The organism is Pseudomonas sp. ANT_J12 (assembly GCF_008370045.1).
Classification (GTDB): Bacteria; Pseudomonadota; Gammaproteobacteria; order Pseudomonadales; family Pseudomonadaceae; genus Aquipseudomonas.
This window is the reverse complement of the sequence record NZ_VOBN01000003.1, coordinates 66,881-83,368: the sequence shown is the minus strand read 5'-3', so window position 1 is coordinate 83,368 and position 16,488 is coordinate 66,881. Positions and strand designations below refer to the sequence as shown.

The following is a 16,488-nucleotide window of genomic DNA, read 5'->3' as shown; positions in this document are numbered from 1 at the left end:
ACCCATTAAGGAATGTCATGGACAAGCTGCTCGCAATGAAGATGTTCGTCCAGGCCGTAGACGCCAGGGGCTTCTCGTCCGCCGCCCGACAACTGGGCCTGGCGACGTCGTCCGTGACGCGGATGGTGGATGGGCTGGAGGCAGAATTGGGCACGGTGTTGCTTAACCGCTCCACCCGCCAAGTGACCTTGACCGACGCGGGCAGCGCTTACTATCGCAACGCGCGGGATATCTTGAACGCCGTGGCCGATGCTGACGCGGCGATCTCGGACCGGGGTGAGGAGCCCGCCGGACAATTGCGCATCTCAGTGCCGGTGGCTTTCGGCCGATGCCTGATCGCGCCGCACATCGCCACGCTGCTGGAGCGCTACCCGAAACTGGTGCTGGAGATGATCCTGTCGGATGAAATCGTCGACCTGCTGGGGGAGCGCATCGACCTGTCGATCCGCCTGGGCTCGGCAGCACCGATGGACGCGCTGATCAGCCGTCCCGTGGGGGCCTTTCGGCGTCGGGTGGTGGCCAGTGTCGGTTACCTTGATGCCGCCGGTTTTCCCGACCAGCCCATGGACCTATTGCGCCATAAATGCCTGTGCTTCAGTTATGGCCTGCAACCACAGTACTGGACCTTTTTGGAGGCGGGGCAGGAGGTTCGCGTCCCGGTGGAAGGCCCGTTCAAGAGCAACAATGCCGAGGTCTTGCGCGAAGTGGTGCTGGGTGGCGGCGGGGTGGCGCTGTTGCCGGACTGGCTGGTTGACGAGGACATTCGTTGCGGGCGTCTGACGTCCCTGTTCGATGAGTTCGTGGTCAATCCCAATAGCGCCAGTTCGGCCATTTGCGCGCTGTACCTGCCCAATCACCGGGGCTCGAAACGGATCAACGCGTTTATTGATTTCCTCATCGAGTTGCTGCGGCGCGAGGGTGAATGACCCTGCGTTGCGTTTTGCGCAACGGGACATTGCGCGGGCGGTGGATTCTCTGAAAAGCCCAGGGTGACTACCTTGGGCGCCACAGACCTTCCACCCCAGAGACCGCCATGAACCCCAAGACCTCCCAGCGTGCCCACTTGTTTAGCCCACTCAAACTCGGCCAACTGAGCCTCGACCACCGCGTCGCCATGGCGCCCCTGACCCGTTCCCGGGCCGGCCAGCCCGGCAATGTACCGACGCCGATGAACGTCGAGTATTACCGTCAACGGGCCAGCGCCGCGTTGATCATCAGCGAGGCGACGCAAATTTCCCAGCAGGGCCAGGGCTATGCCTGGACGCCGGGTATCCACACCGACGCGCAGATCCGTGGCTGGAAAGCGGTCAGCGATGCGGTCCACGGCGAAGGCGGGCGCATGTTCCTGCAGCTGTGGCATGTGGGGCGAGTGTCGCACCCGGTGTTTCAGCCTGACGGTGGCCTGCCTGTGGCGCCGACCGCGCAACCGGTCCCCGGCAAGACCTTCATCCTCAATGAGCGGGGCGAAGGGGTCTGGGGCGATGTGCCGGTGCCGCAGGAGCTGGATGTTGCGGGTATCGAAGCGATCATCGCCGATTACCGCCAGGCTGCGCGCAACGCCTTGCTGGCGGGCATGGACGGCGTGGAAATCCATGCGGGCAATGGCTACCTGCTCGATCAGTTCATCAACAGCGCCAGCAACCAGCGCAGTGACGGCTATGGCGGCAGTATCGAAAACCGCGCGCGGCTGTTGCTTGAAGTCGTGGCGGCGGTGATCGAGGAAGTCGGGGCCGACCGCGTGGCGGTGCGCCTCACGCCGATGGGCCGCTTCATGGGCATGGGCGACGACACCCCGGAGCAGACCTTTGGCTACATCGTGTCCCGGCTCAATGAGTGGAACCTGGCGTACCTGCACCTGGTAGAACCGATGATGGTTGGTACCGTGCTGGATGAAGACACTGACCCACGCTGGGACGCGATCATCAAGCAACTGCGCCAGGCGTTCAGCGGCGTGCTGATGCTGGCGGGCGGTTACAACGGCGACACCGCCGAGCAGGCCATCGCCGAGGGTCGCGCCGACCTGATTGCGTTCGGTCGCCCGTTCATTGCCAACCCGGATCTGCCGGCGCGTCTGCGGGACCGCACCGAGCTCAACCCGGCGGACGGTGCGAGCTTCTTTGGCGGTGATGCCAAGGGCTACATCGACTATCCCGCATTGGCGTAACCCGCGGGCAAAAATTGTTTCCCCCGCTTTTATCAGCACCCGAGCGCTGGCTGAGCCATCCTCGGGTTCGCTGTTCTGTCATACGAAACCGTCCATCAACGACTGACCGTGGGCTCCAGCCGAGCTGACGGAACCCGGTCGAAAACCATCGCTGAAACGCCCGCCATACCCTGCGCAAACACCCGAGAAATTCTGCAAAAAATCCACGCCCGGCACCCGAGGTTTTTTCCTCTATCTGTCACTGGAAGCTGCGAACTTCTAACCCATGGCCTCACCCCGGACGACCTTCAGAGCAAGGCGAAGATTTGAGCGCCATGGCGTCATTAACGAGCACATCACACCCACGTATGAACACGACGAAAGGAGCTTCTTCATGTTTAAGCGCACTATGATCGCAGCCTCGTTGGCTGTTGCCGCACTGGCTTCTGCCCAATCCATGGCCGCTGTTGTCGGTGGCGGTGCAACCCTGCCGGAAAACCTCTACAACGGCACCTCGACCCTGCCACGCCTGCTGCCGACTGACTTCAGCTACACCGGTGTCGGCAGTGGCGCCGGCAAGACCGCTTTCCTGACCAACGCCCCGGCTTCGATCAACCAGCCTGCCGGCACCCCGGTGGATTTCGCCGGTAGCGACTCGGTGCTCAGCGCCACTGAACTGACCAACTACAACAACGCCAATGGCGCCGCGTTCGGCAAACTGATCCAGGTGCCGTCCGTGGGCACTTCGGTGACCATTCCATACAAACGTACCGGCGTGACGTCCCTGCAATTGACCGGCGCTCAGTTGTGCAACGTGTTCTCCGGCACCACCACGACCTGGGGCGAGTTGCTGGGCACGGCTGACACCACCGCGATCAAAGTGATCTACCGTTCCGGTTCCAGCGGTACCACTGAACTGTTGTCGCGCTTCCTCAACGATTCGTGCCCACTCAAGTTCGGCGTCAGCGGCACGTTCACTACCGCCAACATCGGTGCCGAGCCTGCCAACTGGCAAGCCGTGGCCACCAGTGCTGACGTCGTAGCCGCTGTAAACGCCAACGATGGCGCAATCGGTTATGTCAGCCCTGACTATGTCAACGCCAACAGCCCTGCCGTGGTCGCTCGCGTCAGCAAGCTGCCACTGGCTGCCGGCGTTGCCGCACCACTGCCGAACGCAACCAACACCCGCACCGCTTTGGGCACGGCACTCGCGCCGTCCACCAAGGCCGATCGCGCCAACCCGTTGAAGTGGGTACCTACTTTCGGTAGCGCTGCCACTGATACCGCTGTTCCAACCACGGGCTACCCAATCGTGGGCTACACCAACTTGCTCGTTGGCCAGTGCTACGCCACTGCCGCCGATGCCACCGCCGTGCGCAATTTCCTCAATGACCTGTACACCGGCACCAAGGCCTCTGTGATTGCCCAGCACTCCTTCGTCAGCCTGCCAACCGCGTTCGCTGCCGAAGTCAAGAAAACCTTCCTGGACGACACCTACGCCGAAGGCCTGAACATCGCCAACGTCAGCGTCTGCAACGGTGTTGGTCGTCCATAACCCAAGCGCCTGAAGTGACGTCGCCAAGGATCGGCGATGGCAATAACAATCGGCAGCGGCCTGTACGGCGCTGCCGATTTTTGCGTGGTGTGGCCCTGCCTTATCCCACCTATGTGAACTTTGCATGACAAGCGTTCGGTCCTGAGCCGCGCCAACTGCCTTATCCCATATCAGCAACGCCCGCCGTTGCAGCAGCCTGTTTCGAGAATTGCAAAAGGAAGAGTAGTGATGCCTCGCGGTAAAACCACGCCTGATCTGAATGTCCCTGTGCGCTCGATGGAGCACCCGCTGTTGCGCTTGAAACCCTTGGCCCAGGCCATTGCGTTGCTGATGATCGCCGGCAGTGCCGACGCGGCCACGGCGTTCAGTTCCAGTTGGTTCGCCGCCAAGGGCGCTGCCCAGGCCAGTGGTGCTGCACGGCCCGGTGGCCTGGTGCCCGGCGGGCCGCCACCGCTGGCGCAACAGCAACGGGTCAATCAGCAGCTGAAGCGCTCGATCGACAACTTGAACAACACCGTGGCCGCGATTGCCGCGCAACAAGCGGCACAGGCAGCCGGGCGTCAATTTGCCCTGGGTCAGCCGCAGAGTGTGCCCAACGGCCTGGGCGAGGGTGGCCTGAAGGTCGACGAGAATCCGCTGACCCGTGGCTGGACCAACGCCACCGGGCCGCGACAGACTCAGGCCGACGGCAAGACCACCGTGCGCATCGAGCAGACCGCCGACAAGGCGATCCTCAACTGGGAAACCTTCAACGTCGGGCGCGATACCACGGTCGAGTTCGGCCAACAGGCGAACTGGGCGGTGCTCAACCGGGTCAACGACCCGAACGCCCGCGCCAGTGTGATAGCCGGTCAGATCAATGCACCGGGCACGGTGATGCTGGTCAACCGCAACGGCATCGTGTTCAGCGGCAGCAGCCAGGTCAACGTGCGCAATCTGGTGGCCGCCGCCGCGACCATCAGCGATGACCAGTTCAGCAAAAATGGCCTGTACGTGGACACCAACGGCACCCAGCCAACCTTTCGCGATGCGTTCGGCAAGGTCGAGGTGCAGCGCGGCGCCGTGCTGCAAACCCTGCCGGCCGGTTCGTCGACGGATTCCGGTGGTTACGCCCTGTTGCTCGGCAGCGACGTGCACAACGATGGCACCCTCGTTACCGCAAAAGGCCAAACGACCCTGGCGGCGGGCGACAGTTTTTACATTCGCCGTGGCACGGGCACCGCAGGCAACCAGCAATCGACCACGCGCGGTAATGAAGTGGCCACCAGCCTCAAGACCGGTAGCCTGGCCGGTACGGTGATCAACAGCGGGATCATCCAGGCGGCGACCGGTGACATCACCCTCACCGGGCATCAGATCCGGCAAAACGGCGTGCTGCTGGCCAGCACCTCGGCGGACACTCGCGGCACTGTTCATTTGCTCAATGCTGCCAGCGACATCACCGGCAGCGTGACCCTGGGTCAGGGCAGTGTCAGCACCATTTTGCTGGAGCAAGGTTCCTCGGCGCTGGACAGCCAGCGTCAAGCGGCGCTCGACAACCTCAACGGTCTACTGCCGAACAACGCCACCGGGCGTTTCGACAACCTGAGCAAAATTGCCGACCGCACCGACCAGTCGCGTGTAGAGATCGTCAGCGGTGGCACCGTGGACTTCCAGGGCGGTTCGATGGTGCTGGCCAACGGCGGTCAGGTCGCGGTCAGCGCCGGTCAGCGCAGCCTGGTCCGCGATGGCGCGATCATCGATGTGTCCGGTGGTATCGGCGTCAAAGTGGCGATGGAATCCAACAGCATCAAGGTCAACATTCAGGGCAACGAACAGCGCGATGCGTCAGGCAATCGCGAGGGTGGGGCGCTCAATAGCACCGATGTCTGGGTCGACGTGCGCGACCTGGTGCATGTGGCGGCCGGGGTCAATGGCTACGCCAACGACCGCTGGTACACCGCCGGCGGCTTGCTGGAAGTCGGCGGCTACCTCGGCACTCGGGGTCACGACATCGGTGAGTGGATGGCCCAGGGCGGGACCCTGGCGTTTACCGGCAACGACCTGGTGACGCAAAAAGGCTCGCTGATTAACGTGTCGGGCGGCACCTTCGATGTGCAGAGCGGTTACATCAAGCAGAGCTGGCTACGCGGTGCCGACGGGCGTTTGCATGAGGTGTCCAAGGCTCCCGGAGATCTGCTCTACACCGGCGTCTACAAAGGGTTTGAGGACCATAGCGAACGCTGGGGCCAGACCGATTATTACTACAATCCGCTGATTGCTCCGCGCCAGCGTTACGAAAGCGGCTACACCGTGGGCCGCGATGCCGGGCAACTGATCGTCGCGACGAAAAACGCCGTGCTCGACGGCGAACTGCTGGGCAAGACCTTTCAGGGCGACCACCAGTCCCAGGCGCCGGTGGCCGGGCTCGACGGTTATCAGCAATCCCAGAACAGTACCGCCCGTGGCGCACAATTGGTCATCGGCAGCTATGTGCCGCGTTACCTGAAAACCGCCGGCACCCTGAACTATCAATTGGGCGCGGTGCTGGACAAGGTCACCCTCGGCGACGAACAAGGCCCGGACAGTCAAGCCATCGGTCTCAACGATGGGGTAGCCGAGGGCCGTAAAGGCAGCCTGTCGCTGAACAGCAACGTGCTCAATGACTTCGAGCTGGGCGCGATAAAAGTCGCTGCCAAGGACCGGATCGTGGTCGACGGCGCCGTGCAAGTGACCCCCGGTGGCGACATTACCCTGTACGGCCCGCGCATTGACGTCAACGCCGACCTGACCGCGCACAGTGGCAGCATTCGCGTAGGTAACGTGCTGACGCAACTGAGCGACAGTGTGATCCAGGACACCTTGCTCGCTGCACCCGCCGGCGGCCGTGCGTCCGTGGTGGTGGCCAAGGGCGTCACGCTGGATGCCAGCGGCGTGTGGCGTAATCAATCTCAGAGTGCTGTGGAAAGTGAAGGGGTGGCCTGGCGCTCGGGCGGCCTGGTGTCATTGCGCAGCAGTGATGACTTGACCCTGGAGCAGGGCAGTCGGATTGATGCGTCGTCGGGCGCGACCTTGCTCAGCAACAACACATTGCTCGGTGGTCGCGGCGGCGACATTACCCTGGCGGCGAATGCGACCGCCGCGAGCGCGCTGGACAACGCCGACGCCATTGGGCAATTGCTGCTCGGCGCGGAACTGGCGGGCTATGGCGTCGACGGTGCCGGCCTCCTGGACATCCTGACCAGCAAGGTGCAAATCGGCCACCCGGCCGGTTCGGTGGAGGATGGCACCCTGGTGCTGGCGGCGGACTTCTTCAACAAGGGTTTCGCCCAGTACAAGGTGACCGGCAGCCAGGGCATGACGGTGCTGGCGGGTGCCGAGGTCGATGTGAGTCGCCCGGTGTATCACCTGCGCCCGGACGCGCAAGGCACCGGCGGTTCGTCGGTGGCGCAGTTTCTGCAAGTCTGGACGCCAGCGTTGTATCAGGAAGATCCGGTCAAGGGCGTGTTGACTCAACGCGGTGGTGCAGGCTTGGGTTTGAACGCCGGTACGCTGCTGTCGCCCCTGGCTGACCGGCCCAACGTCGGTCTGATGGTGGAAGAGGGCGCGGTACTGAGCGTCGATCCGGGCCAGGCGATCAACCTCGCCAGTATCGGCCAGTTGACTGTCAACGGTCAGCTCAAGGCTTGGGGCGGCTCGGTAAGCCTGAGCCAGATTAACCCGGTCATCATTGATGCGGGTCTGGACGAGGCGGCGCACCAGCGTTCGATCCGCGTGGGCAGCAGCGGCCTGATCGACGTGTCGGCGCGGGCAGTCACGGCGACCGATTCCCAGGGCCGACGTTACGGCCGCGTGGGGGCGGGCGGCAGCATTGTCATCGGCAGTGAAATCAACGCCGACGGGGGCACCGCCAAGGCGCCGGATTTGTTCGTGGTGCTGGAACAGGGCTCACGATTGTTGGCCAACGGTGCGCAGGCGCAACTGGATATTCGAGGCCAGGGACCACAGTCAATCGCGGGTGCCGGGGGCAAGATCGCCTTGAGCTCCAACAACGGCCTGATCATCGACGGCCAGCTCAGCGCGGCGGCGGGTGGTGCCGGCGTGGCGGGCGGCAGTCTGTCGGTGGCGCTGGAAACCGGGTTGTACCTCAATAAAACGATCGACAACGGCGTACGCGCTCCACGGGAACTGATCCTGTCCCAAGGGCCTGGTGCTGCCGCCGATCCTTCGGCGCCGTTACCCTATGGGCAGGGGCGTCTGGACGTGCAGCGCGTTGTCGATAGCGGTTTCGACAACCTGTCGCTGTTGAGTAACGGCATCCTTTCGTTTGACGGCGATGTGAACCTCAACCTCAAACAAAGCTTGAGTCTGTATGCCGGCTCGTTGGCGCTGGCAGAAAACGCCGCCAGCAACAGTCGCGTGTCGTTGGACGCGCCGTACTTGCGCCTGGCGGGGGCAGCGGCCATCGGTACGGACGTCGCCACTCGGCCGACCGTGAAAGGTGGATTGTCTACCCGCGAGAGTCAGGCGCAATTGCTGTTAAGTGCTGACCTGCTGGATGTGCGCGATGAGGTGACGTTCGGCGCCCATGGTGAGCTGAAGCAAAACTCGGGGCCAAGTGTCCTGGTGGATCGTCGCGGCTTCGCGCAAACCACCTTGCGCAGCGCCGGGGACTTGCGCTTCCTCGGTGCCTCGGCACTCAACGCCGGGGGGGTGACCGTGCTGCAAAGCAACGCCGACCTCAACTTGCTGGCCGCGCAGCTTTACCCGGTCACTGGTGCCAGGGCAAAAGCCCAGACCACCAACCGATCGACCCTGACCATCGGCCGGACCACCGACACGGCACCCGCCGTGCCGTATTCGGCATTTGGCCAGTTAAGTTTCGACGGCGGCGACATTCAACAAGGCGGGGTGATCAGGGCGCCGTTCGGCCTGTTGACCCTGGGGGCCGAGACCAACGTACTGCAATCCTTGTCGTTCCTGCCCGGCAGCCTCACTTCAGTCAGCGGCAATGGCTTGTTGATGCCGTATGGCGGCACGATCGACGGCCTGACCTACCAATACAACGGCAAAACCGTCGAGTTGACCGGGGTGGGTGGCAGCGCTGGGAACAGCATATTGACCATGGGCATTTCAGTGAAAAGCCCACAGGTCGATGTGCAGGAGGGGGCGGTGCTGGATCTGTCCGGTGGCGGTGAATTGACCGGCGCCGGGTTCATTTCCGGCCGGGGCGGTTCCACGGATGCCCGTTACAACCCGTTGGTGCAAAACGGCGCTGATGGCCGCTTTACGTTGCCGGGGCTGTCGAGCAACCCGGTGTACGCCATCGTGCCGGGTAATGCGTCGGCCTATGCGCCGCTGGCGGGTGAGCGCGGGGTGCGCGACCCGGTCGTCGGCCAGCGCATTACCCTCGATGCCGGGGTGCCGGGGTTGCCGGCCGGTACCTACACCTTGATGCCAGCCAGTTATGCGCTGTTACCCGGCGCGTTCCGTGTCGAACTCAATGGTCTGGCCAGCGCCGGTACCTTGAGCAAGAGCCTGGCCATGCGCAACGGTTCATGGGCCACTTCGGGCCGCTTGTCGATCGCCAATACCGGGATTGCCGATCCAATATCCGGCCAGGTGATTGTCACCTCGGGCGATGTGCTGCGTCGTTACTCGCAGTACAACGAAACGGGCTACGCCGCGTTTGCCAAGGCCGATGCCGCGCTCAAGGGGGTGCCACGGCCAACGATCGAGGCTGACGGCAAGACCTTGTTGCTCAGCTATGACGCCGCCAACGCTGGCCCTGCGCAGACCTTGAGTTTCAAGGGGCGCGCCGACTTTACGCCGGGCAAGGATGGGTTGGGAGGTAGCGTCGCAATCATCAGCGGTGGCAGCGGTTCGCTTGAAGTGTTGGCTGCGGGGCAAGCGGCAACGCAGGACTTCACCGGGGTTTCGATCTACGACAGTGAATTGAATGCGCTCAAGGCGCCGCGACTGGCCGTCGGTGCGGTGCCGGGTGTGAGATACGGCCAGGGCGGCAATCTGGTGACGTTCGATGCCAAGTTGCAGAATGTTTACCTGCGACAAGGGGCGACTTTAAAAGCAGGGGAAGTGTTCCTGGTGGCGAATGCTAAAACCGGTGACGGCATTGTCATCGAGCAGGGCGCGGGCATTAACACCTTGGGGCAGGGCAAGGCTGCGTACGATTCACGCAGTGGTTTCATTTATGACCCGGGTACTAATGGCCTGTTGGCGGTGTCGAACGGCTGGCTTGATATGCTCCCGCCCACCGCGGCACCGGGTTCCTTTACGGGCCCCAGTCCGGTCCGGATCGGCCTGTGCACGTCACTGGCCTGCACCGGCACCACGCAGCTGTACTCCGAGGGTTCGATCACCGTTGCCACCGACAACACTTTCAGCCTGGATGACTCGGTGCGCTTCGGCACGCGCAACCTGATCCTGGCGGTGGGCGGGGTCAACATCGGTTCGGCCCAGGCGTTGGCCGCCGCGCAACAACGCAACGCCTTGCCCCAGGGCCTGACGCTGAATCAGCAAGTGCTCGACCGGTTGCTGCTGGGTGACACCAGCAAAGGCGCGCCGGCCCTGGAAAACCTGGTGCTCAATGCCCGGGATTCGGTGAATTTCTACGACAGCGTCGACCTCAGTACCCTCGACCAGAACGGCCAGTCGCGCTTGCAGCGCCTGGTGCTCGGCACCCCGGCTATCTACGGTTATGGCGCGGCGGGTGACCGGGCGACGATTCGTACCGGCACCCTGGTATGGAACGGCACCACGACGTCGCCAGCCGCCCCGATTGCTAATGGCGCGGGTACCGGCAGCGGTCTGCTGGATATCCTGGTCGATACCCTGGAGTTCGGTTACGGGCCGAGTAGCCAGGCTAACAACGACGACGGCCAGCGTCTGACCCTGGGTTTCAATCAGGTCAATCTCACTGCGACCCAGCGCATCACCGCCAACCATACCGGTGGCTTGCGCGTCTATCAGAAACAGGGTGATTACGTCGCGGGCAGCGGTTTCACCTACAGCGGCGGCGATCTGCGGGTCAGCACGCCGTTGTGGACGGGCGAAGCCGGTTCGGTCAACCGCATCAAGGCCGGGGGCGCGATTACCGTTTCGGGCATTGCTGGCCTGAATGCCGGGGTCGTCGACGCGTCGGCACTGGGGGCGGAACTGGCGCTTGAAGGCCAGAATCTGTACATCGACAGCACCTTGCGACTGCCCAGCGGCAAGCTGACCCTGGACAGCCGCGGCGACTTGACCCTGGGTGATGCGGCGCGGCTTGATCTGGCTGGCCGCGAGCTGACTTTTAATGATGTCGTGCGCTACAGCTGGGGCGGTGACGTCCTCCTCAAGAGCCAGGCCGGTAATATCCGCCAGGCCGCTGGGTCGGTCATTGACCTGAGCGCGCGTAACAATTACGCGGGTACCTTGAGCGCCTATGCCCTGAATGACGCGGCAGGTCTGGTGGACTTGCAAGGGCAGATCCTCGGCAGCGCCAGCGGTGACTACAACGCCGGCGGCACACGGGTGCCATACGCGGCGGGCGGGGTGGATATCCGTGCGCAGCGCGTTGGTGATTTCGCCACGCTCAACCAGCGCTTGAACCGCGACCAGGTATTCGGCTCACGCAGCTTCCAGATCAAGCGTGGCGATCTGGTGATCGGTAATGAACTCAAGGCTAACGAAATCAACGTGTCGGTGGACAACGGTAGCCTGACGGTGCTCGGCTCGATCGACGCCAGCGGCCGGCAGGTGGGCAGCATCCGTCTGGCGGGCAAAACCGGGCTGACCCTGGCCGGTAGCGCGGTGCTGGACGCCCATGGCACGCAATTGCGGGTGGACAGCTCCGGCAAAATCATCGACTCGCCGAACCGCGCCATCGTCGAGCTGACCGCCCAGGACGGTCCGCTGGTATTGGCCAGCGGTGCACGAATCGACTTGCGTCACGGTACCGATGCCGCCCTCGGCAATGGGCCGGGTCAACATGACGGTCGGATGCGCGGCACCCTCGAACTCAACGCTCGACGCCTGGGGGCGGCGACTGCGGGCGACATCGACATCGACGCCCGAGGTCCATTGACCGTTCAAGGTGCGCGTTCGATTGTGCTCAATGCGGTGCAACGTTACAGCGATGCCCCGCTGGGCGTGGGTGTGGGGGCTGACGGCAAACCGTATCAGGTGATCGACCAGACTTATCTCAATGCAAAGCACACTGAGAGCACGACCTTCATCGACGCGGCGCTGGCCAACCCGGCGTTGCTCAACGGCAAGCTCGCCGGGCTGAACAACGCCACCTACGCCGATGCCTTCCACCTGCGTCCCGGTGTGCAGATTGTCAGTGCGACAGCGGATGGCGACATGGTGATTTCCGGTGATGTCGACCTGTCCGGTTACCGCTATGCCAGCCTCAATCCGCACAGCCAGCAAACTGGCGTCTATGGTTCCGGCGAACCGGGCAGCCTGGTGATTCGCGCCGGGGGCAATCTTGATGTGTTTGGCAGCGTCACCGATGGCTTCATGCCGCCTGATCCGACGGTTGCTGCCGAGCGCACAGACGGTAACGGCTGGCTGTTAATTCCCGGCAAACAGCCTTTCGGTGGTGACCTGGTGGTACCGCTCAGCGGCGTCGAACTGGCCGATGGCACCCAGTACCCGGCAGGCAGCGTGCTCAACTATGACCTGCCGTTCAAGGCCATGACCCTCACGGCTGGCACCCTGTTGCCCAACGCTTTGGTGTTGGAGGCTCCGCTGAACCTGGCGGCCGGCACCTTGCTCAGCGCCGCCGTGCGCGACAGTAATGGCAACGTGTTGTACGCCGCCGGGACGTTACTCAAAGATGCCGTGACCTTGCCGGCCGACACGCGCCTGGACGCCGGCAGCCGCTTCACGGTGGCCGTTGCGGTGAAGTCCGGGGTCTGGCCCAAAGGCGTGAAGTTGCCGGACACCGGTTTGGTGCAATCAGGCGCCAATACCTTGCCCATCGGTGGCTTGATTCCCGCCGAAACCAACGTCAAGTTGGCCGAGGGCACCGACCTGATCGAGTTGCGCCCCGGCGTCAACGGGCAACAGGGCCGCAACTGGGCGGTGGCGACGATGCTGCCGGACGGTTCGTTGTCGTGGTCGATGCGCCTGGTGGCCGGGGCCGATACCGACGCCGCGGACACTCGCATCACACAGGTGAACGGCAGCGAAGGGCATTTGCGCCTGGCCGACGCACACTACATGGCCAAGCGAGTGACCACCGGTGGCCACACCGGCACCGGCATGGTCTGGAGCGATGACAACGGCTATGCCGACCCGGGCACGCCCGTTTCCGAGGAAGACCTGTACCTGTGCGACGCCGTTCCCGGCTGGTGCGTACCCGCACCTCCGAAAATGGTCTGGGTGTGGGCACCGGACAATCCGTATGCGGAGCCGGGCACACCGGTCGGCGATCAGGACCTCGCTTTCTGCACCGACATTCCAGACTGGTGCGTCCAGGTGCCGGTGCCTGAGGAGCCTGCGCGCACTGTCGCCACCCCGAGCACGCAGCTATTCAGCGTATTGCGCACCGGTACCGGTGATCTGGACCTGCTGAGCGCCGGCGACTTCAACATGCAATCGCTGTTCGGCGTGTACACGGCGGGCACCCCATCGGCCACGCTGGCCAGCGGCGCGAGTGACCCGTATCAGCAGGCCCGTGGTCGCGGGTCCGATGGCACGGTGCTGGGCGTCGATGCCAACGTTTATGAACCCTTGACCCAAGGCGCGGCGTATCAAGCCTGGTATCCGGAGCAGGGCGGTAACCTGCGGTTGAACGCGGGGGGGCAATTGCAAGGCGATACGCTGGGGCACATGAACGGAGGTCGAGACACGCTGCGCCCACAGCTGGCATCGGCGGCGGTCGGCAACTGGTTGTGGCGCCAGGGCATGGGCAATGGTTCGGACATCCCGACGGCCTGGTGGATCAACTTTGGCACCTTTGTCGCGCAATCCAGTGGTGATCCGGCACTGGCAGGCTTTACCGGCATCGGTACGCTGGGCGGCGGTAACCTCGACATCAGCGCCGCGGGTGACGCCGGTCTACTGGGCTACAGTGGTACGACAGTCGCTTCCGAAGTGCAGCGCAGCCAGGGCATTACGCTGGCCGTGGGCAGCACCGGCCGAGTTAGCGATGATGGCAGCCTGGTCTTGACCGGCGGTGGTGACATGCAGGTGCGCATTGGTGGTCGACTTAATCCGTCGGCGTCGGCGCTTGCCGCCGCCAACGGCTCGACCGCCGACCTGAAGGGCACGCTGGTCAACCTGCGGGGCGCAGTGCAATTGCAGGCCGGCGCGGTAGGGGCACTGCAACTGAAATATGGCAGTGGCAGTGCGGTTCAAAACTCCAAAGAATCCAGGGCCTATGACGCCTACACCGCAACCTTGGCCACTGCACAAGGCGGTCTGACGGTGGTGGCCGCAGATGCTGGCGTCCAGTTGAATAGCCGTGGCGATCTGGTACTCGATGGCGTGGGTGACGCCGGACGCCTGGAGATGAAAAACTCGACGGGTTACACCGACGCATCCGGTGCTCCTCATGACGGAGGCGGTTACAGCGGTTTCTCATTGTGGACGCCGAACACCGCGATCGATCTGTTCAGCGCGGGCGGCAACCTGACGCCGTTCCTGAAGACTGAAATCAACCCGAGCCTCAATACACCCGGCGCTGGCGGACGTATGTTCTATCCATCGATCCTGCGTGCGGTGGCGGCCAATGGCAGTCTTTACTATGGATCTTCGGCATTCGGCCTCAGCGGCGATGGCGATTCATCGACATATTCATTGATGACGGCGCCTTCGGCCAATGCCGAACTGCAATTGATTGCCAGCGACTCGATCTACGCCGGCGGTTATGCGGTGACACAATCAGGGGCCGATCCGGCGCGGATCCCCACACCGTTCAACCCGGTGTTCGTAGGGACCAATTCGTTCGGGGGTGTCGGCTATAACAACTTCAGTGCAGATGTTTACGACTCCGAATTCAACAGGTTCCCGCTGTTCACCTTTGGCGCCAACACCTACACCAACATGGCCTGGCCGGACCGCAAGCCTGTGCGTTTCTATGCCATCAATGGCGACATCATCGGTTTGCGTACGGGGGAAATCCTGCGTTTTACGGAGACAGATAACCAAGTCCGCTATGAGGGCAGTGGTCCGGTCCGGATCATGGCCGGCCGGGACATTGTCAATTCCGGTGTGCCCCTGGATCAATACACGCTTGTACCGGCTACCGTCCGCCACGCGGGTGGCCGATCCACCGGCAACCTGATCGTCCATAGCCGGGCCGATGATATTTCCATCGTTTCAGCCGGGCGCGATATTCGCCTGAGCACGTTCAACATCGCCGGCCCCGGTTTGCTGGAAGTGACCGCCGGCCGCAATCTGTATGGCGCCGGCTCGGGTGTGGGCCAGGTGTATCAGGAGGGTGGCTTTAACAGCATCGGCCATGTTGATGCCCGTTCCTCGGTCAACGAGGGGGGTGCATCGATTTCGCTGACCGTCGGCGCCGGGACTCAAGGGCCGAACTACCAAGGCTTGCTGAGTCGGTACCTGGGGCAGGGTGCGATCAAAAACTACAGCGCCGAATTGGCGCAGTGGTTGACCGAACGCTTTGGTTTTATCGGGGATGACAAACAGGTGGCCGCTTATTTCGCGGCCCTGCCGGCCGAGCAGCAACGGGTCTTCGCTCGCCAGATCTACTTCGCCGAACTCAAGGCCGGCGGGCGCGAATACAACACCGTCGGCGCCACTCGCAGTGGCAGTTATGCGCGAGGTCGCGAGGCGATTGCCGCCCTGTTCCCGACCAAGGACGTGGCCGGCAATACGATCAATTACGACGGCGACGTCACGCTCTATGGCGGAGCGGGCATTCACACCGATTTCGGTGGCGACATCCAGGTGCTGACGCCGGGCGGACGGCAGATCTACGGCATCGAAGGCGCGGCGCCGCCGTCCACGGCGGGGGTGATCACCCAGGGTTCCGGTGACATTCAGTTGTATGCCCAGGACAGTATTCTGCTGGGCCAGAGCCGGATCATGACCACGTTCGGGGGTTCGATTTTCGGCTGGTCGGCCCAGGGCGACATCAACGCCGGGCGCGGCTCGAAAACCACCGTGGTGTACACCCCACCGAAACGCGTCTACGACACCTGGGGCAACGTGACCCTGTCGCCGTCTGTGCCGAGCACTGGCGCGGGGATCGCGACGTTGAATCCGATTCCGGAAGTGGCGCCGGGGGACATCGACCTCATTGCGCCGCTGGGCACCATCGATGCCGGCGAGGCGGGGATCCGGGTATCGGGCAACGTCAACATCGCCGCGCTGACTGTGGTCAACGCGGCGAACATTCAGACCCAGGGCAAGTCATCCGGGGTGCCGGTCAGTGCTTCGGTCAATACCGGGGCCATTACGTCGGCCAGTTCGGCGGCGTCATCGGCCACCCAGGCGGCAGAAGACGTGGCGCGTCAGCAGCAGGCAGCGGCGCGACAGAACCAGGCGTCGGTGTTCACCGTGCAGGTCTTGAGCTTTGGCTCGGAACAACTGGCCCCCTCGCGCGATGGCGCGAGTCTGGCACCGACCAAGGGGTACAACCCCGACAGCCCGGTGCAAGTCCTGGGCGCCGGGGCGCTGGATGAACAGGCGCGGCAGCAATTGACGGAGGAGGAGCGGGGGCAATTGACCTTGTAGATGGCGCTGTGGCTGTGAGGGCCTCTTCGCGGGCAAGCCTCGCTCCTACAGGGATCGCGTCGAACACAGCATTCGTATAAACCGCCGACCCCGTGTA

The 16,488-nt window shown here is 63.4% G+C and carries 4 protein-coding genes; all 4 read left to right on the top strand.

From position 1 onward, the window contains the following. Positions 1-17 precede the first annotated feature (17 nt). Complete coding sequence (locus FQ192_RS08625; RefSeq protein WP_149658220.1) at positions 18-926, top strand: LysR family transcriptional regulator; 909 nt, start codon at positions 18-20, stop codon at positions 924-926. A gap of 107 nt (positions 927-1,033) precedes the next feature. Then, a complete protein-coding gene (locus FQ192_RS08620; RefSeq protein WP_149658219.1) occupies positions 1,034-2,164 on the top strand; it encodes an alkene reductase in 1,131 nt (376 codons plus the stop codon). A 373-nt stretch (positions 2,165-2,537) separates the two neighbouring features. Next, a complete protein-coding gene (locus tag FQ192_RS08615; protein ID WP_149658218.1) occupies positions 2,538-3,698 on the top strand; it encodes a substrate-binding domain-containing protein in 1,161 nt (386 codons plus the stop codon). Between the two features lie 228 nt (positions 3,699-3,926). Beyond that, positions 3,927-16,391 (top strand): filamentous hemagglutinin family protein, encoded by a 12,465-nt coding sequence (locus FQ192_RS08610; RefSeq protein WP_149658217.1) that lies wholly within the window; start codon positions 3,927-3,929, stop codon positions 16,389-16,391. Positions 16,392-16,488 lie beyond the last annotated feature (97 nt).

Coding starts and splice junctions, on each gene's coding strand:
- FQ192_RS08615 (WP_149658218.1), top strand. CDS start 2,538: ATGTTTAAGCGCACTATGATCGCAGCCTCGTTGGCTGTTGCCGCACTG.
- FQ192_RS08610 (WP_149658217.1), top strand. CDS start 3,927: ATGCCTCGCGGTAAAACCACGCCTGATCTGAATGTCCCTGTGCGCTCG.
- FQ192_RS08625 (WP_149658220.1), top strand. CDS start 18: ATGGACAAGCTGCTCGCAATGAAGATGTTCGTCCAGGCCGTAGACGCC.
- FQ192_RS08620 (WP_149658219.1), top strand. CDS start 1,034: ATGAACCCCAAGACCTCCCAGCGTGCCCACTTGTTTAGCCCACTCAAA.